29 protein-coding genes are annotated in these 20,492 nt (G+C 69.7%); 9 read left to right on the top strand and 20 right to left on the bottom strand.

Annotation, left to right across the window (positions count from 1 at the left end; genetic code table 11):
- Together ACK4E3_RS10685 and ACK4E3_RS10680 are read right to left on the bottom strand one after the other, a co-directional pair.
- On the bottom strand, window positions 1-354 hold the full coding sequence (locus ACK4E3_RS10685; RefSeq protein ID WP_409700355.1) for a chorismate mutase: 354 nt from the start codon (window positions 352-354) through the stop codon (window positions 1-3).
- Between the two features lie 11 nt (window positions 355-365).
- On the bottom strand, window positions 366-1,157 hold the full coding sequence (locus ACK4E3_RS10680; RefSeq protein WP_409700352.1) for a ferredoxin--NADP reductase: 792 nt from the start codon (window positions 1,155-1,157) through the stop codon (window positions 366-368).
- A gap of 206 nt (window positions 1,158-1,363) precedes the next feature.
- Here ACK4E3_RS10680 and ACK4E3_RS10675 point away from each other — a divergent pair, with 206 nt between their 5' ends.
- Both ACK4E3_RS10675 and ACK4E3_RS10670 read left to right on the top strand, forming a co-directional pair.
- Window positions 1,364-2,977, top strand: a complete 1,614-nt coding sequence (locus ACK4E3_RS10675; protein WP_409700349.1) for a hypothetical protein — start codon at window positions 1,364-1,366, stop codon at window positions 2,975-2,977.
- A gap of 33 nt (window positions 2,978-3,010) precedes the next feature.
- Entirely contained in the window at window positions 3,011-4,672 is a 1,662-nt protein-coding gene (locus ACK4E3_RS10670; protein ID WP_409700346.1) for a peptide chain release factor 3, read from the top strand.
- Here ACK4E3_RS10670 and ACK4E3_RS10665 read toward each other — a convergent pair.
- On the bottom strand, window positions 4,641-5,054 hold the full coding sequence (locus ACK4E3_RS10665; protein ID WP_409700343.1) for a hypothetical protein: 414 nt from the start codon (window positions 5,052-5,054) through the stop codon (window positions 4,641-4,643). The genes ACK4E3_RS10670 and ACK4E3_RS10665 overlap by 32 nt on opposite strands.
- 91 nt (window positions 5,055-5,145) lie before the next feature.
- Window positions 5,146-6,138: a calcium/sodium antiporter gene (locus tag ACK4E3_RS10660; protein ID WP_409700340.1), complete on the bottom strand. Its 993-nt coding sequence runs from the start codon at window positions 6,136-6,138 to the stop codon at window positions 5,146-5,148.
- 237 nt (window positions 6,139-6,375) lie between these two features.
- Here ACK4E3_RS10660 and ACK4E3_RS10655 point away from each other — a divergent pair, with 237 nt between their 5' ends.
- The gene (locus ACK4E3_RS10655; RefSeq protein ID WP_409700337.1) at window positions 6,376-7,671 is read left to right on the top strand and encodes a hypothetical protein; all 1,296 of its coding nucleotides are present in this window, start codon (window positions 6,376-6,378) and stop codon (window positions 7,669-7,671) included.
- A 7-nt stretch (window positions 7,672-7,678) separates the two neighbouring features.
- On the opposite strand, the gene ACK4E3_RS10650 is transcribed toward ACK4E3_RS10655, so the two are convergent.
- The 15 genes from ACK4E3_RS10650 to ACK4E3_RS10580 form a co-directional block, all read right to left on the bottom strand.
- Window positions 7,679-8,782 carry a DUF2336 domain-containing protein gene (locus tag ACK4E3_RS10650; protein ID WP_409700334.1) on the bottom strand — a complete coding sequence of 368 codons (1,104 nt, stop codon included), beginning with the start codon at window positions 8,780-8,782 and terminating at the stop codon, window positions 7,679-7,681.
- Window positions 8,779-9,297, bottom strand: coding sequence for a hypothetical protein (locus ACK4E3_RS10645; protein WP_409700331.1), 519 nt, complete (start codon window positions 9,295-9,297; stop codon window positions 8,779-8,781). Before ACK4E3_RS10645 ends, ACK4E3_RS10650 begins: the two co-directional genes overlap by 4 nt.
- Before the next feature lie 528 nt (window positions 9,298-9,825).
- Window positions 9,826-11,211, bottom strand: a complete 1,386-nt coding sequence (locus tag ACK4E3_RS10640; protein ID WP_409700329.1) for a hypothetical protein — start codon at window positions 11,209-11,211, stop codon at window positions 9,826-9,828.
- A 60-nt stretch (window positions 11,212-11,271) separates the two neighbouring features.
- Window positions 11,272-11,646 (bottom strand): hypothetical protein, encoded by a 375-nt coding sequence (locus ACK4E3_RS10635; protein WP_409700326.1) that lies wholly within the window; start codon window positions 11,644-11,646, stop codon window positions 11,272-11,274.
- Between the two features lie 2 nt (window positions 11,647-11,648).
- Window positions 11,649-12,290 carry a hypothetical protein gene (locus ACK4E3_RS10630; protein WP_409700323.1) on the bottom strand — a complete coding sequence of 214 codons (642 nt, stop codon included), beginning with the start codon at window positions 12,288-12,290 and terminating at the stop codon, window positions 11,649-11,651.
- 26 nt (window positions 12,291-12,316) lie between these two features.
- Window positions 12,317-12,715, bottom strand: a complete 399-nt coding sequence (locus tag ACK4E3_RS10625; RefSeq protein ID WP_409700320.1) for a hypothetical protein — start codon at window positions 12,713-12,715, stop codon at window positions 12,317-12,319.
- Window positions 12,708-13,199 carry a hypothetical protein gene (locus ACK4E3_RS10620; protein ID WP_409700317.1) on the bottom strand — a complete coding sequence of 164 codons (492 nt, stop codon included), beginning with the start codon at window positions 13,197-13,199 and terminating at the stop codon, window positions 12,708-12,710. Before ACK4E3_RS10620 ends, ACK4E3_RS10625 begins: the two co-directional genes overlap by 8 nt.
- Window positions 13,196-13,810 (bottom strand): hypothetical protein, encoded by a 615-nt coding sequence (locus tag ACK4E3_RS10615; protein ID WP_409700314.1) that lies wholly within the window; start codon window positions 13,808-13,810, stop codon window positions 13,196-13,198. The genes ACK4E3_RS10620 and ACK4E3_RS10615 overlap by 4 nt, the downstream gene beginning before the upstream one ends.
- Window positions 13,803-14,084 (bottom strand): hypothetical protein, encoded by a 282-nt coding sequence (locus ACK4E3_RS10610; protein ID WP_409700311.1) that lies wholly within the window; start codon window positions 14,082-14,084, stop codon window positions 13,803-13,805. Before ACK4E3_RS10610 ends, ACK4E3_RS10615 begins: the two co-directional genes overlap by 8 nt.
- A 116-nt stretch (window positions 14,085-14,200) precedes the next feature.
- Window positions 14,201-14,506, bottom strand: a complete 306-nt coding sequence (locus ACK4E3_RS10605) for a hypothetical protein (RefSeq protein WP_409700308.1) — start codon at window positions 14,504-14,506, stop codon at window positions 14,201-14,203.
- 16 nt (window positions 14,507-14,522) lie between these two features.
- Window positions 14,523-14,825 (bottom strand): DUF6948 domain-containing protein, encoded by a 303-nt coding sequence (locus tag ACK4E3_RS10600; protein ID WP_409700305.1) that lies wholly within the window; start codon window positions 14,823-14,825, stop codon window positions 14,523-14,525.
- Window positions 14,826-14,869: 44 nt separating this feature from the next.
- Window positions 14,870-14,998 carry a hypothetical protein gene (locus ACK4E3_RS10595; protein WP_409700303.1) on the bottom strand — a complete coding sequence of 43 codons (129 nt, stop codon included), beginning with the start codon at window positions 14,996-14,998 and terminating at the stop codon, window positions 14,870-14,872.
- Window positions 14,995-15,264 carry a hypothetical protein gene (locus ACK4E3_RS10590; protein WP_409700300.1) on the bottom strand — a complete coding sequence of 90 codons (270 nt, stop codon included), beginning with the start codon at window positions 15,262-15,264 and terminating at the stop codon, window positions 14,995-14,997. Before ACK4E3_RS10590 ends, ACK4E3_RS10595 begins: the two co-directional genes overlap by 4 nt.
- Window positions 15,261-15,602 carry a hypothetical protein gene (locus tag ACK4E3_RS10585; RefSeq protein ID WP_409700297.1) on the bottom strand — a complete coding sequence of 114 codons (342 nt, stop codon included), beginning with the start codon at window positions 15,600-15,602 and terminating at the stop codon, window positions 15,261-15,263. The genes ACK4E3_RS10590 and ACK4E3_RS10585 overlap by 4 nt, the downstream gene beginning before the upstream one ends.
- Window positions 15,602-15,919 carry a hypothetical protein gene (locus ACK4E3_RS10580; protein ID WP_409700294.1) on the bottom strand — a complete coding sequence of 106 codons (318 nt, stop codon included), beginning with the start codon at window positions 15,917-15,919 and terminating at the stop codon, window positions 15,602-15,604. The genes ACK4E3_RS10585 and ACK4E3_RS10580 overlap by 1 nt, the downstream gene beginning before the upstream one ends.
- A gap of 253 nt (window positions 15,920-16,172) precedes the next feature.
- Between ACK4E3_RS10580 and ACK4E3_RS10575 the strand changes: the two genes are divergently transcribed.
- Window positions 16,173-16,556, top strand: a complete 384-nt coding sequence (locus tag ACK4E3_RS10575) for a hypothetical protein (RefSeq protein ID WP_409700291.1) — start codon at window positions 16,173-16,175, stop codon at window positions 16,554-16,556.
- Here ACK4E3_RS10575 and ACK4E3_RS10570 read toward each other — a convergent pair.
- Window positions 16,512-17,186 (bottom strand): helix-turn-helix domain-containing protein, encoded by a 675-nt coding sequence (locus ACK4E3_RS10570; protein ID WP_409700288.1) that lies wholly within the window; start codon window positions 17,184-17,186, stop codon window positions 16,512-16,514. The genes ACK4E3_RS10575 and ACK4E3_RS10570 overlap by 45 nt on opposite strands.
- A gap of 167 nt (window positions 17,187-17,353) precedes the next feature.
- Between ACK4E3_RS10570 and ACK4E3_RS10565 the strand changes: the two genes are divergently transcribed.
- Genes ACK4E3_RS10565 through ACK4E3_RS10545 form a run of 5 tightly spaced genes read left to right on the top strand, consistent with a single transcriptional unit; the run spans window position 17,354 to window position 20,487 of the window.
- On the top strand, window positions 17,354-17,656 hold the full coding sequence (locus ACK4E3_RS10565) for a hypothetical protein (RefSeq protein ID WP_409700285.1): 303 nt from the start codon (window positions 17,354-17,356) through the stop codon (window positions 17,654-17,656).
- The gene (locus ACK4E3_RS10560; protein WP_409700282.1) at window positions 17,656-18,288 is read left to right on the top strand and encodes a hypothetical protein; all 633 of its coding nucleotides are present in this window, start codon (window positions 17,656-17,658) and stop codon (window positions 18,286-18,288) included. The genes ACK4E3_RS10565 and ACK4E3_RS10560 overlap by 1 nt, the downstream gene beginning before the upstream one ends.
- Complete coding sequence (locus tag ACK4E3_RS10555; protein WP_409700280.1) at window positions 18,285-18,665, top strand: hypothetical protein; 381 nt, start codon at window positions 18,285-18,287, stop codon at window positions 18,663-18,665. The genes ACK4E3_RS10560 and ACK4E3_RS10555 overlap by 4 nt, the downstream gene beginning before the upstream one ends.
- Before the next feature lie 5 nt (window positions 18,666-18,670).
- On the top strand, window positions 18,671-19,381 hold the full coding sequence (locus tag ACK4E3_RS10550) for a hypothetical protein (protein ID WP_409700277.1): 711 nt from the start codon (window positions 18,671-18,673) through the stop codon (window positions 19,379-19,381).
- Window positions 19,378-20,487 carry a toprim domain-containing protein gene (locus ACK4E3_RS10545; protein WP_409700273.1) on the top strand — a complete coding sequence of 370 codons (1,110 nt, stop codon included), beginning with the start codon at window positions 19,378-19,380 and terminating at the stop codon, window positions 20,485-20,487. Before ACK4E3_RS10550 ends, ACK4E3_RS10545 begins: the two co-directional genes overlap by 4 nt.
- Window positions 20,488-20,492 lie beyond the last annotated feature (5 nt).

The following is a 20,492-nucleotide window of genomic DNA, read 5'->3' as shown; positions in this document are numbered from 1 at the left end:
CTAAGGTTCGTCGTCTGCGCGCGTCAGGTCATAGACAGCGAACTCGTGGCGGATGCACGCGGCAATCAGCGCCCGCCAGACCGGCTCGGCGATGTCTGCTGACAGGCCCGTTCGCGCCGCTTCCTCTGCGACCTTGCCCAGCACGTCATTGATGCGCCAGTCGTCGTGCACCGCCTGACGGTCCGGCTTGATGCGCGCGGCGGCCTCCATGTAGCGCTGACGCTCGAACAGCATGGCCACCAGGGTGCGGTCCAACGCATCGACCCCTGCGCGCACCTCGTCCATGCTCTCGCAGGACTCGGGCAGCACGCGCGCATCGACCGTATAGACGGCGGGGCTTTTCAGCTTGTTCATCTCCCGTCTCCTCAGCCCACGAAGGCCCGCTCGAGCACATAGTCGCCGGGCTCCGCATTGGAGCCTTCCTTCAGGCCGAACCCTTCCAGGATGTCCGCCGTCTCCTTGATCATGGCCATGGAGCCGCACAGCATGACGCGGTCGCGTGCTGGATCAAAGCCGGTCTCCAGCCCCAGATCGGCAAAGAAGGCGCCCGAGCGGATGCGGTCCGTGATGCGCCCCTGTGTGGCAAACGCCTCGCGCGTCACCGTGGGATAGTAGCGCAGCTGCGTGCGCGCCTCGTCACCGATCAGCGGGTCGTCGAAGATGCCGCCCTCGAACAGGTCGCGGTAGGCCAGATCGGCGACATTGCGCACGGAGTGCACCACCGTCACATGGCTGAACCTCTGATAGGTCTCGGGGTCGCGCGCCACGCTCAGCCATGGGGCCAGCCCCGTGCCCGTGCCGATCAGATAGAGTCTCTCGGCCCCCGTCAGCGCATCGAGCACCAGCGTGCCCGTGGGCTTGCGGCCCATCAGCACCGTATCGCCGGGCTGGATTTTCTGGAGCCGCGAGGTCAGCGGCCCGTCCGGCACCTTGATCGAGAAGAACTCCAGCGTCTCCGCCCACATGGGGCTGGCGATGGAATAGGCGCGCATCACGGGCTTGGCGCCGTCCTGCGAGGGCAGGCCGATCATCACGAACTCGCCCGAGCGGAAGCGGAATCCCTCGTCACGGGTGATGGCAAAACTGAACAGGGTGTCGGTCCAGTGGCGCACCCACAGGACTTCGCCCTCGATGAAGGGGCTGGGCTTGGCGTTCATGCGAGGAACTTGGGGCGGGAGAGGAAAAGCATCGGCATATGGCCGCGCTGTTTAGGCGCTTGTGCGCGGATTGGCAAAACGGTGCATCCTTGCGGCGCACCGCAACCTGGCCGGGTGGACGCGCAACCCCTCCTGCCGTAATGTTTCAGGCACCATCAATGCGTGTGGCGGGGACGACGAGCCGGCTCCGCGGGGGGAATCTTCCGATGCTGTCGCTGTTGCTGCGCCTGGGTGGCGTGTTCATTGCCGCGCTGATGCTCGTGATCGCGTCTGCGGGCTCTGCCGAGGCACGCTGGCTGCGCGCCGAAAGCCCCCGCTTCATCGTCTATTCGGACGGTGACGAGCGCTCGCTGCGCGAATATGTCCAGCAGCTCGAGGTCTATGACGCCATCCTGCGCTGGCGCCACGGCATCGACCCCGGCGGTATCCCGCAGCGCAAGCTGGAGCTTTATCTGGTCGGCAACCAGCGCCAGCTTCAGGCCATCAACCCCCGGATCAGCACGGACACGCTCGGCTTCTACTGGGCGGGCGATACCGACCTGTTCGGCACGGCGGTGCGTGCGCGCGGCGACATGGCCACCACCTTCCATGAATATGCGCACCATTTCATGTTCCAGCACTTCGCGGCGGGCTATCCGTCCTGGCTGGTGGAGGGATACGCCGAATATTTCATGACGGCCGAGATCCGCCCCAACCGCATCCGCATCGGCCTGCACAACGAGAACCGCGCCTACTGGCTGGCGAATGCGTCGTGGATGCCGCTGGAAGTGATCCTGACGCGCAACACCTGGGAGATGGGTAACTCGGAAGCGGTCGCCATGTATTACGCCCAGTCGTGGGCGCTGACGCACTATTTCCTCGGAGACGCGGTGCGGGTGCGCCAGCTGCTGGCCTATGTCCATAACATCCGCGCCGGTCTGGACAGCGTCGAGGCCATGGAGACGGCCACGGGCATGACCATCCGCCAGCTCAATGAGGCGCTCCAGCGCTACGTGCGCGCAGGCATTCCCGTCACGGTGCTGCGCGAAAACACCTTCCCGGTGCCCGATGTCACCGTCACCACCCTGCCGCCCAGCGCCGATGACCTGATCCTGCTGCGCCAGCGCCTGCGCGCGGGCTGGGGGCGCGAGGACGACGAGGTGCTGGGGCTGATCCGTCAGCGCGCGGCCCGCCATCGCGGCGACAGGATGGCCGAGCTGACCCTGGCCAGCGCCGAGATCATGCGCGGCGACCGCCCGTCCGGTCAGGCGATCCTTTCGGACTGGATCAGCGCTCACCCGGACGATGCCGAGGCATTGCAGGCCATGGGCTGGGCCTATCTTCTCGATCTTCTGGACGGCCCGCGCGGCGAGGCGCTCGGCACCGAGGATCACGCGCGCATCAACGCCCAGATGGATACCGCGCGTGGTTATCTGGCGAGGGCCTATCAGGCCGATCCCGACGACTATCGCACCTTGATGATGCTCTCCACGCTGCGCACGGGCAGTCCCGACTTTCCCAACGAGAACGATCTGAACACCCTCTATGCCGCCTTCGAGCTGGCGCCCCAGGTCTCCACCGTGCGTTTTGCCTATGCGCGCGCGCTGCTTCATGCGAGCGAATACAACGAGGCCATCAATGTTCTGCTGCCCCTGGCCACTGATCCGCACAGCCGCACCTTTGCCGCCCATGCACGCGGCCTGATCGAACAGGCCGAGATGGCCCGCGCGGGCCTGCTGATCGAATGGGATGACGAGATCGTGGAGCTGCCCCTCGATGACGAGGACGCGCCGGTGCGTTTTCCGCCCCGCGCGCATCCTTCGGGCGCGGCTCTCTGGTGACAAACGCCTGCGGGCGCGCTAACCCCCGCGCCCATGAGCCCTGATCCGTCCGCAGCCTCCCCCGGCCCCGCCGAAGCGCGCACCAGTGCCAGGGCCGATCCCGTTCGCGAGGCTGCGCGTCGGCGCACCTTCGCCATCATCTCGCACCCCGACGCGGGCAAGACGACCCTGACCGAGCATCTGCTGCTGGCGGGCGGTGCCATCCGTGCGGCCGGAGCCGTGCGTGCGCGTGGCGAGAACCGCCGAACCCGTTCAGACTGGATGAAGATCGAGAAAGAGCGCGGCATCTCGGTGTCCGCCTCGGTCATGACCTTCGATCACGCCGGGCTGATGTTCAATCTGCTCGACACGCCCGGCCACGAAGACTTCTCGGAAGACACTTATCGCACCCTCACCGCCGCCGACGCCGCCATCATGGTGCTGGACGCGGCCAAGGGCATCGAGCCGCAGACCCTCAAGCTGTTCGAGGTCTGCCGCCTGCGCGACATTCCGATCATCACCTTCATCAACAAGATGGACCGCGAGGCGCTCGATCCCATCGCCCTGCTGGACGAAATCGCCTCCCAGCTCGCCCTCGATCCGGTGCCGATCTACTGGCCGTCCGAGAGCGGGCGCCGCTTTCGCGGCATGCTGGACCTGCGCTCCGATCAGTTCCTGCCCTATGCGCGGCGCGATTCGTCTGACGCCGAGGACGAGGGCCATCCCGCTCCCCTGCCGCTCGATCAGGCGGCAGCCTTCTTCGAGGAGGGCGAGCACGACACCCTGAGCGAGACCGCAGAGCTGGTGCGCGAGGGCTTCAAGCGCTTCGACCACAAGGCCTTCCTCGAAGGTCACATGACCCCGGTGCTGTTCGGGTCGGCCCTGCGGCACTTCGGTGTCGATCAGCTTCTGGAGGCCATCGGCGCGTGGGCACCGCCGCCCAGGGCCGCACCGGTCGAGGGCATCGAGGGCGGCGAGATCGAGCCGGGCGCGGCCCAGGTCTCGGGCTTCGTGTTCAAGGTCCAGGCCAATATGGACCCCAACCACCGCGACCGCATCGCCATGCTGCGGCTCACCTCCGGCACCTTCCGCCGTGGCATGAAGCTGAAGGTGCAGAACACCGGGCGTCAGATTTCGGTCAATGCGCCGATGATGTTCTTCGCCTCGGACCGCGAGGTTGCAGACAACGCCTTTGCCGGTGACGTGATCGGCATTCCCAACCACGGGGTCCTGCGTGTGGGCGACAGCCTGTCCGAAAGCGGCCAGCTCCGCTTTGCGGGCCTGCCCAATTTCGCCCCCGAAATCCTGCAGCGCGTGCGCGTCAAGGATCCGCTCAAGGCCAAGCATCTGAAAAAGGCGCTGGAGAGCCTCGCCGAAGAGGGCGTGACCCAGCTTTTCCGCCCCGAGATCGGTGCCGATTTCATCGTGGGGGCCGTCGGCCAGCTCCAGTTCGAGGTCATGGCCGACCGGCTGGGCGAGGAATACGGCCTTGAGTGCCTGTTCGAGCCCTCGCCCTACGCCGAGGCGCGCTGGATCGTTCCGGCCCAGGGTCAGGGCGAGGCCGCCGTCGAGGACTTCGCCTCCAAATATCGCGCCCAGATGGCCACCGACATCGACGCCAATCGCGTGTTCCTGGCCAAGTCGTCATGGGAGACGGGCTACGTCGCCGAGCGGTTTCCTGCGGTCACTTTCCAGAAGACGAGGGAGCGCGGCTGACCGGATCGCCATCCTGCGCTGCCCGCAGCCGATCCAGACGCTCAAGAGCGTCCTCCAGCGTGCCGCTCGACAGATGCACCCGCTTGTTGAACTGGTGATCCATCACCCTGGCCCACAGGCCGAAGTGCGCGTCCATGGTCACGAACAGGGTCCAGGCGTGCCGGGTCTGGTGGGCATTGAAGGCCTCGGCTGTGCGCGCCACGTCCGCATTTGAGACCTCGCCGCGTGCCTCGCGCACATCGTAAACCCAGTCCCAGTCGAACAGCTCGGGCCGCGCCTGCGCCAGTTTCAGCGTCAGTGACACCGACTGGGCACCGCTGGAGTGCTCGTCGATACGCACGATCACGCGCTGAGCGTCCTCGTCAATCAGATGCCTGATCACATCCGGCCCTCCGCCCGATCATCACTGATCACCCGGACTCACCCTAGGCATGGCGGGCAGCGAGGTCAAAAAGCCCGGGTTCTGCCCCCGCTCAGGCCAGATTGCTCCAGGCCATCCAGCCGATATAGGCCCCGTATGCACCCAGCAGGCCCGCGCCCTCCCAGCGGCTGATGCGCCAGCCTCCGCGCACGATCAGCACCAGCGCCAGCGTCGCCGCCAGCATGACCCAGACGTCCACGCGCGCAATCTCGGCGGGCACCGGGATGGGCTTGACGACCGCCGTGGCCCCCAGGATGAACAGCATATTGTAGATGTTCGAGCCGATCACATTGCCCAGCGCGATGTCGGCCTGCCTGCGCACCGCGGCGATGACGCTGGCGCCCAGCTCGGGCAGCGAGGTTCCCACCGCCACCACCGTCAGGCCGATCACCGCATCCGACACGCCCAGCTGGCCGGCCACCTCGACGGCACCATCGACCAGTATGCGCGCGCCCGCCACCGTCAGGCCGATGCCCGCCAGCGCCAGCCCCAGCGCCAGAAAGATGTTGGGCGGGGCCTTGTGCACTTCTTCCGCGCGGTGCTCGTGGCGCACGGCCTCGGCATCATGGCTGGTGCGCTCGGTCATATAGGCCCAGATCGTGTAGGCCACCAGCGCCACCAGCATCACCCAGCCCAGCCAGCTCGAAAGCTGGCCCGTCAGCACCACCACCACGGTCAGCAAGGTGGCCAGCACCAGCACCAGTCCGTCGCGCCGGAAGGCCGTCCTGTCCACCATCAGCGGCGTGAGCACCGCCGTGACCCCGAGGATCAAGAGGATGTTGGCGATGTTCGAGCCGACCACATTGCCCACCGCGATGCCCGGCGAGTCGCGGAAGGCGGCGGTCAGGCTGGTCACCAGCTCGGGCGCCGAGGTGCCCAGCGCCACCAGCGTCAGGCCGATCATCAGGGGCGAGACCCCCATGCGCTCGGCGGTGGTCGTGGCCCCGCGCACCAGCAGGTCGCCGCCGAAAATGAGCAGGACGAAGCCGACCGCCAGCGCCACATAGGGGTTCAGCGCCAGCTCGGGCAGGGAAAAGCCTGACATGGGGTGAGAGATCCTGACGGTCGTGTTCGTTTGTTTGCGCAGACCTACGCCCATCAGACCCGCCACGCCAAGGGGCCATGTGAGGACGGGCCGCGGAAAATTCCCGTTGTCGTTATCGCCCGCCCCTGCCTGCAACGGCCCGGCGCGCACGGCGTTAGCCTCCTCGATGGACACGAATTTGCACGGAGCAGCAATGCGGGGCCGCCCTGGTCCCGAAGCGGGACGGAAACACGCAAAATGAGCGCCTTTGATCCTCATCCCATGGCTCGCGAGTGGCACCGGCTGCTGTCGCTCTGGCGCGCCGACGAGGCCGACGACTGGATCGAGCTGGCGGCACCCGACATGATCCGTCTCCATGCCGCCCAGATCGCCGCCGAGGCCGGGCGCCCCTCCTGCCGCAGGCCCGCGCGCGACTATGCCCGCGCCAGCCGCCTCTATACCGAGCACATGCGCCGCACGGGCGACCGCGACAGCCTGAGGCGCGCCTTTCAGGCCGCCGAGGACGCCGCCGATGCGGCCCGCAATCGTCAGGAGCGCACCATGGCGCTACACGCCGAGGTCAGCGCCCACCTGACCGAGGCCGAGCTGTGGGGCGGCGAGCAGCCGCTGCACGTGGCCGAGCAGCGCCTCTGCGCGGCCCCGGCGCCGGGGTTGTGGGGCGCGCGCATGGTGGCCCTGCACGCGCGGCTGAAGGGCTTTGCCTGCCGGGCAGGCAACGATCTGTCGCTCATCCGTGCCGGTGCCGCCCTGATGGATGCCGCCCTTCATGCCCTGGAGCGCCATCGCGCACCGGCGCTCGAAGTCTCGAGCCTTCGCATGGAGCGTGCCGCCCTGATGCTCGAAGTGGGTCTGCGGCACTCCGATACCGCCATGCTGGACCAGTCGGGTCGTGACCTGCGCAGGATCATCGGGGCGCACGATCCCGACCTGCATCCGCTTACGCGCGGGCGGGCGCTGGCGCTGCTCGGCATCGGCCTGGCGCGTCTTGCGGCGCTGGGGCAGGACGCGGGCCTGCTGGAGCGGGCGCGCCAGCTCGTCGCCACGGCTTCGGACCATTTCCATGCCGAGCACAGCCCGCTCGACTTCGCCGCCATGCAGATCGCCATTCACAGCGTGCGCGATCCCGAAGACATGGTGGCCGACACCGATGGTCTGGCGGTGGCCGAGCGCCTCACCCTCGGGCGTGGGCTGGTGCTGGGTGCCGCCGTGCTGGAGGCGCGCGCGCGTCTCGGCATTGCGCGGGCCATGGGCGATGGCGACAGCGAGGCGCTCGACCGCGTTCTCCATCGCCTGCGCCGCAAGCTGGCGCTGACGCGCGGTGCCGATCAGGGGCTGGAGTGGGCGGCCTTGCAGATTGCCCTGGCGCGAACCACCCTGGCGCGCAACGAGCTGGTAGGTGCCGGTGCCGAGCTGACACCTCTGGCCGAGGCGCTGTGGGAGGCCGAAGCGATAGCGGGCGAGCACGCCAACGCAGCCCTTGCCAGCGAAGCGCGCGCCATGCGCGAGGTCATCATGGAAACGGCGGGAACCTGATCTCGACCTAGGCCGCCCTCGCCTCGCGCCGCATCCGCCAGAAGCGCAAGGTGCGGTGGGCTGTCTCGGGGGTCAGTTCGTTATAGAGCTGGGCATAGGTGCGCGCATGGCCCATGGCATCACCCGTGTCGTTCAGCAGCACCACCGCATAGGTCAGGAACAGCGCGCGATCCAGGCCCGCCGCCTTGCATACCACCGCCAGAGCATCGATCTGGGTCGTCGAGACGATCTTGCGCGCGGTGTGAAAATCGATGTCCGCCAGCAGTGCCAGGGCAATCAGGAAATGTGTGCGCCCGTTCGAGCGCAGGAAGCGCGCCAGCACCTGGGGCGTCAGCTGACTGGCGGCGTGCAGCTCGCGCACATAGAGCAGCGCTTCCTCGTAGTCGGGCGGATAGCTGTCGTCCTCGCTGGCCAGCTTGCCGCGCCCCGCCGCCAGAGCCGCTTCCAGCAGGGCGGGGTCCAGCGCCGCGTTGCGCTCCAGGATCTTCTGGCGCAGGCGCGCCTCGACCACGAAATACATCTCGTTGAGCAGGTCCGGCGGCATGGACTTGCGCGCGATGACCGCCTCGTGCAGGTGCGGATTGGCGCTGGCACGCTCGACCGCCTGCTCGTGGGCACCGCGTGACAGCTCCGCCCCCTCGTTGCCCAGCAGCGTGCCCAGCGTCTCGTCATCGCCGCGCTGGACGATCAGGTCAGAGACGCCCTGCGAGACCTGTTCACGGCGGCTGACGGCGCGCAGATGCTCCTGCGAGCGCGTGCGCGCCACCTCCATCAGCACCGCCTCGTCCAGCACGCGCGAGCGCTCCAGCACCGGGCTGGCTACACTGGCGCATTCATCCAGCGCCAGCCTTCGCACCAGGCGCGCAGGCCCGCTCATGGACTGGGCAAAGCGCTGCGACAGCTCGGCGCGCACCGCTTCTTCCATGTCTTCGGCCAGGCGCTCCAGCACCGCACCGTAAAGCTCGTTCTCGACCGGGCTCTGCTCGGGCGCGCCAAAGAACTGGTCGGTCAGCTCGCGCAGCAGCAGGCGGCGCTTCTCGCTGGAGGGCTCCTTCGCCAGGGCGATCAGATCGCCGAGGCGCGAGGGGGCCATGCTCTCGCCATCGCTCATGGCTCGCCCTGCTCGGCAATGCTGGGGGCCAGGCCCCGTCCGTTGCGCAGCGTCGGCGGCGGCGGCGGCTCGGCCAGATCGACCGGCGCATGGTCGAGGAAGAAGGGCTGCGGGATTACCGGCGCGTCGGGCTCGCGCCCGTTACCGCGATGCACGGAATAATAGCGGGCGGTGTCGTGATCGGCCTGAACGCGCGGCTGGGGGGGATTTGGGGCCGGCACTGATGCCGCAGCCGACGCAGCGGGTGCACTGGCGGGCGCACTGGCGGGTGCACTGGCGGGCGCGGGCTGGCCAGGGCTGAGCGGCGCGGGTCGGGGCTGTGCATTGGTGATCGGTACCGCCAGCGTGCCAGCCGCTTCAGGTCTTGCGGCGCTGACGGGGGCCGCTGGTGTCACAGCGCGCGGGCTCGCGATCACGCCCAGATCAGGACGCGCCAGCAGGGGCGAGGGGGTGAGGCCGTTCTGGACCCCGGCAGCATACGCACGCGTCGGTGCCGCCTCGGCCCGCACGGGCATGGACTCGGCCGGCGAGGAGCGCTCAGTGCCTACGGCAACGCCGGTGCTGGCCGGGGCCTGCGCACCTTGCGCTGAGGGTCTTCCTGCCCAGCTCAGATAGCGGGTCTGGGGGAGCGTCCGGCTCTGTGTCTGGGGTTGCGTCCGGGCCGAAACCCTGTGGGCCGGGACACTCTGCGTTTGGGCGCTTTGACCACCAGCACTCTGGGCATCAACGGGGCCGGACATGGCGAGCGCGGCGGCACAGCCGGCCAGCATCAGCCCTCCCCGCCCAGCCCGGCGCGATCTTCCCGCCCTGCCCATCTGCGTCTCCGCTATCCTTTCGCGCGGGCACCGCGGTCGGCACCCGACCGCAAGACATAGGGTGATCGCCCTTAAACGAGCGTTACTGAATCCTGTTAGTGGCAGGCATCGCCGGGCCTTTTCCGGCAAGGGGGCGTCCGACTTTCGGGGGGCATTTCCGACTTCGGGCGAAGTCGGACGTCCGACTTTGTGCGCTTTTGTTCCGCTGGCGGGGCGGTGGCGCGGGCGTCAGCCCTCGCCCAGCACGGCAAAGCCCTGTGCGCTGGCCCAGCGTTCCAGCGAGCGCGCCGTTTCCATGGCCCCGCCCTCCTGAAGCGTGACGTAGTGGCGGCGCAGCACGCTTTCGGCATCGGCACGCGCATGGCCCGTCCAGGCGCACAGGCGGTCGATGGACGAGGTGGCATCGAACAGGCGCGTCAGGCAGGTGTCGCGCGCGTCACGCAACTGACGATCTGCCACGCTGGCCGGGACCGCACCGGCCGCCAGGGCGGCGGTGCGCGCCGTGCGGAACCGCAGGGAGATCGAGCGCGAGCCATGGGGCGCGCCCGTGCTGGCGTGCCAGAGCATGGGCACCCGGCCGATGCGCGGCGGTGCCCCCGCCGCCAGTTCCCGCGCCAGCTCGTCGCGGCGGCGTCGCACGCGGCGGCGCACGGGCTCCAGCAGGCCCGGCAGGGCCTCGCGCCCGCCACGCGCGGTCTTGATCGGCAGATAGCGCCAGGTGTCGCCCGACAGGTCATCGAGGCTGGCCGCGCACACGTCGCTCTGGCGCGCGCCCGTCCACAGGCAGAGGGTCAGGCAATCGGCCACGTCCTCGAAGCCGTTGGCGTCGCACCAGGTGACGAAGGCTTCTTCTTCCTCGCGGGTCCAGAACACCAGCCGCCCCGGTGCGGCCCGGCGGCCCAGCCGCTCGCAGGGGCTGACGCTGACCCAGGCGGGGCGCTGCCATGTGCCCCAGCGGAACGCCGCCCCGGCCGCGCCCAGGGCCACATTGGCCGTGCTGATGCTGACGGCCTCGATCAGGTCGAGATACCAGGCCCGCATATCGGCGCGCGTGACCTGATCGGCGGGCATGGTGCCCAGCGGGCTGGCCTTCAGCTTGGCAAGCATCAGGCAATAAATTTTCTGGCTGGCCGGTCGCAGGGCGGCCATGGCCTCCGCATCGGCCAGATAGGCGTCGCAGAGCGCGGCCACGGTGCGCGCGCCCTTCGCCCGTTGTTCCGGCGGCAGATCGGCGAGAGCGCGCGCCCTGTCGATCAGATCCCCGATCAGCACCCGCACCCGCGCGCGCTCCGGCTCGACAGGCACGGGGGGCAGGTTGGCAATGGCCTCGCCCAGCACGGCACGGGCCTCGGCCGCGCGGTCGGCATCGTCGCCCAGGGCGTCGCGCAGGATGGCCGCCCATTCGCAGCGGGCCTCTGCCACCTCGACGGCGCGGCCGGGCGACATCCATGTGCCGTCAGCCTCGCGCAGATCGACGCCGCCGATACCGGCGCGGCGGCTGCTGGGCGACGGTTCCCAGCGCGGGCGGCCGTCTCGCCATTTCAGGCCGATGCGCAGCCCCGAAAGCCGGTGAGCGGCGGGCGTGCGTGAGGCGGTGCGGGGGGATGGTGACATGAGCGGGCCTGTGGGGCTGGCCATCGGGAGGTGCAGGGGCGGGCGGGCGGCTATGGTGGACTATCGGCCTGCCGAGGCCAAGAGGCGCGCGGCCCGGCCCGTGATGGTGCCCCCGCCCTTCGTCGGTGTCGGTCGGGGTTCGGCGTCGGTGTTGGCCGCTGCCGGTGTCGGCGAGATGGGCGAGATCGGCGAGATCGAGGGCGCGGCGCGCTGGAGATAGAGCGGTACGTCCGGCGCGAACCGCCTGCCGTCGCGCCAGTCGAGAATGGCCCAGGCAGGCCAGAGCGGGCGGGCGCGCGGGCTGGCGCCAAGGACGGGGCGCGGAAAGCCGTCCAGCGTGCGCCAGTGCCGCTGGAGCCAGTCGTAGGACCGGCCCAGCAGATGCGCGGCCTGTCGCAGGCCCACGCTCTGATGCTGGCCATCCGCGCCCGCCATGGTCAGTCCGCGCGGCGCAGGGCGTCGCGGTGCTGCTGTGCCCGCCGCGCCGCCCGGTGGACGGCCAGCCGCCCGGCCGGGGTGGGACGGATGCCGCCGCGCCAGCCCATGCTGGGCACGCTTTCGGCCAGGCCCGCGTCGATCAGGGCCTTGGCGTCATCCTCGCTGATGAACGGGGCGCGATAGCTGGGCGAGTAGCCGTCCTCGGTCAGGTAGTGGCGCTCTGCCCCGCCGAAACGCACCAGCAGGTCATCGGCGATCTGGACCTTCGCGCCAGCCTTGGCCTTCGCCCTGGCATCGGCCTCGCGCATGGCCTGATCGGCCTTGACGGCCTTGGCGATGGTGGGGGCCTTGTCGGCGGCGGCGGTGTCGGCATCCTTGGCGGGGGTGTCACCGGCGGTCTGATCGGTGGCCTGATCGGTGGCCTGATCGGTGGCCGTGGTCGCATCGTCGGCGGGGGTTTCCGTCTCGGGCTCTGACACCGTGGTCGCATCGTCGGCGGGCCTATCAGTGGCGGCCTCATCGCCGGTCTGTTCGGCGGCCTGATCGGTGGCACCGGCAAAGGGGGCGGTGGCGTTGCCGGGCAGGGAGCCGCCGGGCTTGCCGTCGCCGTCACGGTCGAGGGGGTGGGTTCGTTTGCTCACGGTAGGGCCTCCTGTGTGGTGAGCGGTCAGGACACCACCCGCAGGGGCGGGCGGCGGGTGAGAGCGCGGCGCGGCTGGGCCTGCGCGAGGGTGAGCTGGCGCCGGTCGAGGGCATCGAGGCGGGTTTCATCGGCGCGGCGCAGGGTGTCGATCTGGCAATCAATCGGGCGGCCCAGCACAAGATCGGCCTGGATCGCCCCCAGCCGCACGGCCAGCGCCTCGGCCAGCTCGCCCTGATCGCGCGCAGGCGCCGTGCCCAGGGCCTCGGCCAGCGCCGCGCGCAGGGCCTTCTCGGCCACCTCGAGCGCCACCACGGCGGGTGGCAGCTCGCGCCGGGTGACGCCCGCGCCCTGGAGCAGCAGCGCCGCCCGCGCGAGCAGGGTGCGCGCCGCCGCGTGCAGCGCCTGGCGAGGGGTGTCAGTCATTGGTCTCGCCCTCCTGTCCGGCGGATCGCGCGCATGCCCGATCCATGCGGTCGATTTCGGCGAGGAGCAGCGCACAGGCTTTCACGAGGTCACGGCGGCGCGTCGTCGGTTTCCACCACGTCGAGGCCCACGGCCAAAGGTGGCGCAGGGTCCCGTTGTTGCTTATGGAATAGATGCCTGTGACACACTTGCGCAGCCGATCAGGCAAAGACGCGCAGTGGGCATAGGCCGCCGCTGCATTGGCGAGCGCACCGTCACGGTGTTCGTCATCATGATCCGGCGTCCAGCCCTCGACCTCGATCTGGCGCTGTCGCTCTGCCAGCACGTCGATGGCCGCCTGAGATGGGGGGCGGATGCTGAGGGCCGTGATCAGCAGCTGGTGCGCGAGGAGCAGCGCCTTTCCGGCCGGAGTGCTGTATCCGTAATCCCCGGGCGCGCCCATTGCTCTGAGGCGCTGGCCGAGGGCGTCAAGGTCATGCGTCATTGGTCAGGCTCCTGCGCGAGGGCGGTGAGGCCGGTGTTGAGTTTTTCGGAGATTTCTTCTTCGGCTTTGACCGCGAACCGCCACGCTGCGTATGCGAAGAACTGGCGAAGGACCGCCCATGACTGATTGGTGTAGACCGTCAGCGGGCGCTCGTTGGCGAGGTCCACCTGACCGATGAACGAGACGACCACATGCGTCGGCTCGGTCCCCGCTTCAACGTCCGCACGGGCTTCATCAAGCGCCTTGAGAGCCGCCTCTTTCCACCCGTCAGTCATCGCCCGCTCCACCAGATGTCGGGGTTGTTGGCGGCCGCCGCGATGCACGACGCGAAGGACAGGCCCGCGGCGACGTGCCACGCCAGCGATCCGGCGGGCGTGACCAGGCACATGACCGCCAGCCCGACCAGGCCGCCCGCGATCAGGGCGCTGTCGCTCTGCCAGCACGTCGATGGCCGCCTGAGATGGGGGGGGAGAGGCTGCGAGGGCTGCTGCGGCTTCGAGCCACGGAATGATGTCGGCTCCGTTCTCAAGGTCTTCGACAAGGCGCTCCATGCGAGTGCCGTAGCCCTCCGTCTCGTCTAGCCACTGCCGTATATCAGGGGTGTCAGTCATTGCTCTGGGCTCCGGGGGGAATGTGTGGGCGCGCGCGTCCGTTGCCGATGGTGATGCGACCGGCGACTGCCAGGCGCAGGGCCTGGCTGACAGGCAGGTCGATGCCGATGCACAGGCCGTCAGGCCCCGCCCTCTGGACAGCCGCCAGCGTGGCCAGCTCGTGCATGTCGAGCACGATGGGCGGCGCAGCAGCCGATGCTTTCTGATGGGCCGCGCGCGGACCACGGGATGTCCACGATGGGCGCTTGCGTGGTGATCTGGCGGGTTTCTTCATGGAAGCTGGTCCGGGGGAAGATCAGTCGGGGGAATGATGATCGAGGTGGCAGGTCTTGGGATACCGCGCGCTCGCGCGGCAGCGACCCGAAGGAGCGCCGCGCGAGCGCGCGGTATTCAGCCGTCGCCGGAGCCGTCGCCGGAGCCGTAGCCGTAGCCGTCGCCGTAGCCGTAGCCGGAGCCGGAGCCGTAGCCGTCGCCGTAGCCGTCGCCGTAGCCGGAGCCGGAGCCGGAGCCGTAGCCGTCGCCGTAGCCGGAGCCGGAGCCGGAGCCGTAGCCGTCGCCGTAGCCGTCGCCGTAGCCGGAGCCGGAGCCGTAGCCGTCGCCGTAGCCGTAGCCGGAGCCGTAGCCGGAGCCGTCGCCGGAGCCGTCGCCGGAGCCGTAGCCGGAGCCGGAGCCGTCGCCGGAGCCGTAGCCGTTCACATTGCTTGTGCTCGGATCACGCCTTCTCATGGATGGCCTCGAAGGTCGCGCGGGCCTCATCCGTGGTGGGGATGATCTCGATGGCCTCGGTCAGCTCGATCAGAGGGACCGGGGCGGCGATCCGGCTGTTCTTGGCCACGCCCTTTTGCGAGGCCTCGGACAGGGTGAAGGCGCCATACCATCGCCACAGGCGCCGCGCGCCTTTGAGGATGACGTTGGTGCCGTCCTTCGACACCAGTTCGCCCAGGTGGACACCCGCCGAATAGGTGCGCACGAGGACGTGCTGGCCGATGAAAGGGGATGCGTTACCGTTTGACATGCGCGTTGCTCCTTGAGTTGCGCGGGGGGAAAGGTCGGGGTGGATCAGCGCGGGCCGCGCCCGCTCCACCAGATGTCGGGGTTATTCGCGGCCGCCGCGATGCACGACGCGAAGGACAGGCCGTAGTGATGACGGGCGTTTTCCAGATAGGCGGCGTCCCGTGCGGCGTTCATTGGATAGCCTCGGGCAAGTCGCCAATCCGGCGCTGATGACCGTGCGGGTCGCAGGCCTTGAGGCCCGCGTTGGCCAGCGCGTGAACTTCCTGGCAGGACAGGCAGTCGGCGCAGTCGCGGTCGCTTGATGCCTGATGGCCGGCCTCGGTCAGGAGCGCGCGAGCGGCAATCAGAAGGTCGCGGGGGGTGCAGCTTTCCGCTTGAACCACCAGTTCGGTGCCGCCATACGCCTCTTTGGCCAGTGTGATGATTATGGATGCCATCACGCGGCCTCGCTTTCGGCTTCGACAGTCCTGAGGGCTTGCTTGACCAGCATGATGAGGGAGCGCGGTGTCGAGCCTTCCGCGATCCGACCTTCCGCCCAGGTGCCAAGATCGGGGTGCACATCACGCAGGCTGTTGATGAGTAGCCTCGCCCGTTCGCGCTCGGCCCGGAGCGCATCTTCGAGCTTCTGGCGATGGTGTGGCGTGGTGCCGGATTTCCCTCCCGCCTCCAGCTCGCGGCACAGGGCGCCCGCCGCGCGTGCCAGATCGTGAGGCGCGCAGTCTTGATGTCGCAGGAGCACGCCGCCGTTGGGATCCACATCAATGATGATCTTTGCCATCACGCGGCCCCCCACAGGATCGCCGCCGCGATGGCGAGGGTGGCCAGGGCCAGCACGGCGGTGGCGAGCCCGCGCGCCGGGGGCTCGTCCCGCTGCGGCATGGGCGCGTAGCCGGTGCGCATGGCCTGCATGGCCAGCTCGCGCCCCTTTTCCAGCCCGCGCATGTAGGCGGCGCGCTCTGCCCGGCTGGGCACGGCGCGGTTGGCGACACGCGCCAGCTGGATGATGTCGGCGCTCTCGTGCACACGCTGGCGCCGCGCCAGGCCCGCCAGCGGGCCATCGGCATAGATTTCGGGATAGTCGGTGTGGTCGGTCATGGTCCCCTCCTGGGAATGGATCGGTCGCCACCGCCGGGCCGCGTTCCTCGTGCAAGGGGGGCGGCAAGGCCGACCGGGAGGGGGCGCGGCGCCCGCCACCACAGCCGCGACCCGGCGGTGACGGGGGGAATATCGCCCCTGCTTTGTAGCAGGTGTCAACAGATTTATACGAGATTGATACGGTTTTGCCGTATCACCGTTGACACGGGCACGGCGCTGGCCACGCGGAAAAAACTGCGCCAGCATGGCTTTCATGCTGATCGCGCTGCTGTCCCTGATCCTGTCCGGCCCGCCCGATGCCGAGGCGGAAGCGGCCTACGAGCCCGCGCCTGACGCCGAAGCCTGCGCCATGGCCGATCTGTTGCACGAGACGGCGCAGGAGCTGTTCGAGGGACTGGTCTTCGAGCGGGTGATGCTGCAACGCATGGCGGACGGGTTGCCCGCCAGCCTTTCACGCGATGGCGTGCGCGACCCCCTGCTGGGAACGGTCAGGCGGGTGCTGCGCGAGCGCGCCGACGCGGCCCACGACATGACCGTCCTGGCCGATCTTCAGGCGATGAGGGCGGATGAGTTGCGCGCAGCCCTGTGCGGCCTATTCGCCCCGCAGGCCGATGGCATAGACGCCCCGGACCTCTGACAGCGGGAAGGTCAGCTCGCGCTCGACGGGGTATAGCTCCGTGACGTGCAGGCTTTCGGCGTCCATGCGCTCGAACCGCTTGACGGCAAAGGCCCCGTCATTGAACTCGATCACGCAGCCCTGCCCCCGCCGGGCGGGATGGCGCGGGTTGTAGGTCACGAATCCGCCGCTGTCGGCATAGGGATACATCGACATTCCCGCCAGCCGCAGCACCCGCGTGCCCGGCTTGAAGAACTCGGCAAAGTCGATCACCTCGGCCTCGCTCCCGCCGTCATAGACGTTGGGATGCAGCCCGCCGCCGTGGGCGACGCCGCCCACGGGCAGCACGACAACCGGCGAGGCGGGCAGGCGGCTGGGCTCGGGCGCAGGCGCGGGCTCCAGGTTGCGCATCTCCGCTTGCAGGGCGTCGTGATCGTGGCCGGTGGCCTCAAGCAGGCGCGCCAGCAGGGCGTCGTCGACCGCGCGCTTGCCGGTCTCGTAGTTGCGCAGGGACTGGTGATGGATGCCGACGCGGTGCGCCAGCTCCTCCTGCGAAAGCGCCGCACGCTGGCGCAGAATGCGCAGGGCCGCGCCGATCCGCTGGCGGTGCAGGGCCTGACTGGCGGAGATACGGTCGCTGATACGAGGCATGGAGCCCCGTAGCCACGGTTCAGACCTGTGCGCGAGCGACGACATAGCGACGTTATGAACAGCATAGCCGTATCAATGTCCACACAAATGATACGAAATGGCGTTGACAGATGCCACCAAATCACCCTCCCCATTCGGGCTGACTTCCACTCCCGAGGCTGCCCCCGATGCGTGTGTCCGCTCCTGCCATCACCCCAGATAGTGCCGCCGTTGCGTCAAATGCGGTCGCGCGGCGCCTGCCCGATCTGGACATCTGGATGCGAGAGCGGGGCCTGACCGACGGCGAGGGCGCGCGCCTGTTCGGATGCTCGCGCGCCATGGTCAACGCCATGCGCCGCCCGTTCGGGCACCCCGCCCGCAAGGAGCCCAGCCCGGCCCTGCGCGCCCGCATCGTGATCGTCACCGATGGCAAGGTGCGCCCGGAAAGCCATGTGCCGACCGTGGCCGAGATCATGCAGGGGGTGCAGTGATGAGCCGCGCCCTGCGTGTGCTGGTGGCCTGCGAGTTCAGCGGGACGGTGCGGCGGGCCTTTGCCGCGCGCGGGCACGATGCCTGGTCCTGCGATCTGCTGCCCGCCGAGGACGGTTCCAACCGTCATATCCGGGGCGACGCGCGCGACCACCTGAACGATGGCTGGGACTTGCTGATGGTGGCGCATCCGCCGTGCACGCGCCTTTGCAACAGCGGTGTGCGCTGGCTGCACACGCCGCCGCCGGGCCGCACCCGCGAGGAAATGCGCGCCGAGCTGGCCGAGGCCGCCGCCCTGTTCTCCGACTTCTGGACCGCCCCCATCGAGCGGGTCTGCATCGAGAACCCGGTCATGCACCGCCACGCCAAGGCGCTGATCCGCGATTATCGCCCGCCCGCCCAGTCGGTGCAGCCGTGGCAGTTCGGACACGGTGAGAGCAAGCGCACCTGCCTGTGGCTGCGAGGCCTGCCGCCGCTGGTGCCCACGAATGTCGTGAGCGGGCGCGAGCCGCGCGTGCACCGGATGCCGCCGGGACCGGATCGCGCGCGCGAGCGCAGCCGGTTTTTCAGCGGCATCGCCGAAGCCATGGCCGACCAGTGGGGCGGGCTGGCGGAACAGGAGGCGCTGGCATGAGCGCGCCCGATCCCCGCGTGGTCGACGAGTGGCTGCACCTGGTGGCCATGGTCGAGAGCGCCGTGGCCGAACCCGCGCCCGGCCAGATGGAGCCATGGGCCTTGCGCCTGGGCCACATGGGCGCGCTGGCCGCCGGACTGCCGCCGGTGATGAGCCCGGCGGCCAATGCCGCCCTGTTCAGCATGGCCACCACCCTGAAATGGGCGGTGCAGGCGTGGGTGCGCATGGATGACGAGGGCCGCGCGGCCCTGCTGGAGCCCATGCAGCGCTGGGCCTTTCGCCTTCGCGCCATGATCGCGCCCTATGCCAGCCGTGAGCGCGGCGTGCCCGTGCCCGTCGCGCCGCCCCTGCCCCCGCGCGCCGACATCGACGGGTGATCGTGATGGGGGGTGCGGTTCGCGATGCCGGGATGCAGCTGGCCATCGAGAAGTGCGGCGGCGTGCGCGCGCTGGCCCGCAGGCTGGGCGAGCGGCACCAGAAGCCCGCGCGCTGGCGCCGGGTGCCGCGCGCCTGGGTGTTCCGCGTGGCCGACGCGGCGGGCGTGATGCCCGAAGACCTGCGCCCCGACCTGGAGAGCTGGATCGCCCTGCAACGCGCCGCGCGCCGGGCCGAGCTGGTGCGCCAGCGCTTTGCCCTGGCCCCCGGTGAGGCCGCCAGGGTGACGGTGCGCCGGGCCGAGGTGACGGCCGAGGCCATGGACATCGTGGATTTCGGCCTGATCCTGAAGGTGGCCGAGTTTGCCGCCCGCCAGCACGGCCTGCCGGTGCGCGCGGTGCTGGCCGAACCGGCGCGCGGGCGCGGCATCAACGCCAGCCCGGCCCAGAAGGCCCGGTCCCACGCCGCCGCCCTGTGCGTCGTGGTCGCGCGCGTGGCCGCCAGCCGCATCGCCGCCGTGCTGGGCGTGAGCCGCCAGGCGGTCGAGAGCGCGGCCGAGAGCTATCTGCGCCAGCGCGACGGCGATCACCCCGAGGACATCGAGGACGGCCGCGTGGCCATCTCGCGCACCCGCCGCCGGGCCGCCGTCACCGCGCGGGCGGGCCTGTGGGAACAGGAAGTGCTGCTGCGCCGCGAGCTGGACGGCGGTGCCCCATGAGCGATGACGTGCGCCAGCTCTGTGCGCTTATCAACGACAGCATCGAGGACGTGGCCGACGCCCTGTCGATCCGCGTGGCGAAGCGCACGCGCCGGATGCTGTATGCCTTCGCGCCCTGGGATGGCCACCATCGGCCCAAGCTGGAAATCGAGATTTACCCGCGCGCCGGTCGCTGGAACGACTGGGCGGGCGGCCTGTTCGGCGACGGGCTGGACCTGATCGCCTGCACCCTGACCGGCGGGCGCAAGGACAGCGCCGCGCGGGGCGAGGCCCTGCGCTGGGCACGCGGGCACTTCGGCCTGGGCCGCAGCGATCCCGACCAGGCCCGCGCCCTGGCGGCCCGTGCCGAGGCGGCCCGCCGCCGGGCCGAGGCCCGCCAGCGTGACGCGGCCACGAGGCTGGAGCGCCAGCGCGCCGTGGCCTTTGCCAGATGGCGCGAGGCCCGCCCGCTGGAGCCGACGCGCGGCCAGGTGCGGGGCTGTGACGGCGCGCGCTATCTGGAGGCACGCGGCATTCCGCTTGACGAGCTGCCGCGCCTGCCCCGCGCGGTGCGGTTTTCGCCGCAGGAAGACTGGTTCGACGATGACGGTGTGGTGGCGCACACCGGCCCGGCCTTGGTGACGGCCATGACGCTGGCCAAGGGGGCGTTCGCGGCCATGCACCGCATCTGGATCGACCCCACCCGGCCGGGCGAGAAGGCCGACCTGAACCCGCCGCGCAAGATCTGGCCCAATGCGGCGGGCTCTGCCATGCGGCTGTGGCGCGGTGCCAAGGGCCTGAAGCCCTCGGATGCCGCCGCCCGCGTCGGGCACCTTGAGGACGTGGTGGTGTGCGAGGGGGTCGAGGATGGCCTGTCGATCGCATGGATGACGCCAGAGCTGCGCGTGGACGCGGCCGGAAGCCTGCCCGGCCTGCTGGCCTATGAGCCGTATCCTTTCACGCGCAGCCTGATCATCGCCGCCGATAACGATTGGGACCGGCCCCAGGCGGTGGCCCTGCTGGAACGGGCCGTGAAGCGCCTGCGCGACGAATACCGGATCGAGGTGCGCGTGGCCCGCTCGCCGTCCGGCAAGGACTTCAACGACCTGGTGCGGGGGCACGAATGAGTGAC

This window comes from Brevundimonas sp. (genome assembly GCF_046299595.1).
Lineage (GTDB): Bacteria > Pseudomonadota > Alphaproteobacteria > Caulobacterales > Caulobacteraceae > Brevundimonas.
The sequence above is the reverse complement of the archived record's forward strand: the minus strand, read 5'-3'. Positions and strand labels throughout refer to the sequence as shown.

Coding starts and splice junctions, on each gene's coding strand:
- ACK4E3_RS10635 (WP_409700326.1), bottom strand. CDS start 11,646: ATGGCGGGCGCGGATGGCCAGCATCAGAGCGTGGGCCTGCGACAGGCC.
- ACK4E3_RS10565 (WP_409700285.1), top strand. CDS start 17,354: ATGCGTGTGTCCGCTCCTGCCATCACCCCAGATAGTGCCGCCGTTGCG.
- ACK4E3_RS10625 (WP_409700320.1), bottom strand. CDS start 12,715: ATGACTGACACCCCTCGCCAGGCGCTGCACGCGGCGGCGCGCACCCTG.
- ACK4E3_RS10645 (WP_409700331.1), bottom strand. CDS start 9,297: ATGCCCGTGCGGGCCGAGGCGGCACCGACGCGTGCGTATGCTGCCGGG.
- ACK4E3_RS10675 (WP_409700349.1), top strand. CDS start 1,364: ATGCTGTCGCTGTTGCTGCGCCTGGGTGGCGTGTTCATTGCCGCGCTG.
- ACK4E3_RS10545 (WP_409700273.1), top strand. CDS start 19,378: ATGAGCGATGACGTGCGCCAGCTCTGTGCGCTTATCAACGACAGCATC.
- ACK4E3_RS10555 (WP_409700280.1), top strand. CDS start 18,285: ATGAGCGCGCCCGATCCCCGCGTGGTCGACGAGTGGCTGCACCTGGTG.
- ACK4E3_RS10560 (WP_409700282.1), top strand. CDS start 17,656: ATGAGCCGCGCCCTGCGTGTGCTGGTGGCCTGCGAGTTCAGCGGGACG.
- ACK4E3_RS10650 (WP_409700334.1), bottom strand. CDS start 8,782: ATGAGCGATGGCGAGAGCATGGCCCCCTCGCGCCTCGGCGATCTGATC.
- ACK4E3_RS10655 (WP_409700337.1), top strand. CDS start 6,376: ATGAGCGCCTTTGATCCTCATCCCATGGCTCGCGAGTGGCACCGGCTG.
- ACK4E3_RS10680 (WP_409700352.1), bottom strand. CDS start 1,157: ATGAACGCCAAGCCCAGCCCCTTCATCGAGGGCGAAGTCCTGTGGGTG.
- ACK4E3_RS10575 (WP_409700291.1), top strand. CDS start 16,173: ATGCTGATCGCGCTGCTGTCCCTGATCCTGTCCGGCCCGCCCGATGCC.
- ACK4E3_RS10640 (WP_409700329.1), bottom strand. CDS start 11,211: ATGTCACCATCCCCCCGCACCGCCTCACGCACGCCCGCCGCTCACCGG.
- ACK4E3_RS10585 (WP_409700297.1), bottom strand. CDS start 15,602: ATGGCAAAGATCATCATTGATGTGGATCCCAACGGCGGCGTGCTCCTG.
- ACK4E3_RS10550 (WP_409700277.1), top strand. CDS start 18,671: ATGGGGGGTGCGGTTCGCGATGCCGGGATGCAGCTGGCCATCGAGAAG.
- ACK4E3_RS10570 (WP_409700288.1), bottom strand. CDS start 17,186: ATGCCTCGTATCAGCGACCGTATCTCCGCCAGTCAGGCCCTGCACCGC.
- ACK4E3_RS10615 (WP_409700314.1), bottom strand. CDS start 13,810: ATGACTGACACCCCTGATATACGGCAGTGGCTAGACGAGACGGAGGGC.
- ACK4E3_RS10620 (WP_409700317.1), bottom strand. CDS start 13,199: ATGACGCATGACCTTGACGCCCTCGGCCAGCGCCTCAGAGCAATGGGC.
- ACK4E3_RS10670 (WP_409700346.1), top strand. CDS start 3,011: ATGAGCCCTGATCCGTCCGCAGCCTCCCCCGGCCCCGCCGAAGCGCGC.
- ACK4E3_RS10600 (WP_409700305.1), bottom strand. CDS start 14,825: ATGTCAAACGGTAACGCATCCCCTTTCATCGGCCAGCACGTCCTCGTG.
- ACK4E3_RS10610 (WP_409700311.1), bottom strand. CDS start 14,084: ATGAAGAAACCCGCCAGATCACCACGCAAGCGCCCATCGTGGACATCC.
- ACK4E3_RS10660 (WP_409700340.1), bottom strand. CDS start 6,138: ATGTCAGGCTTTTCCCTGCCCGAGCTGGCGCTGAACCCCTATGTGGCG.
- ACK4E3_RS10580 (WP_409700294.1), bottom strand. CDS start 15,919: ATGACCGACCACACCGACTATCCCGAAATCTATGCCGATGGCCCGCTG.
- ACK4E3_RS10685 (WP_409700355.1), bottom strand. CDS start 354: ATGAACAAGCTGAAAAGCCCCGCCGTCTATACGGTCGATGCGCGCGTG.
- ACK4E3_RS10595 (WP_409700303.1), bottom strand. CDS start 14,998: ATGAACGCCGCACGGGACGCCGCCTATCTGGAAAACGCCCGTCATCAC.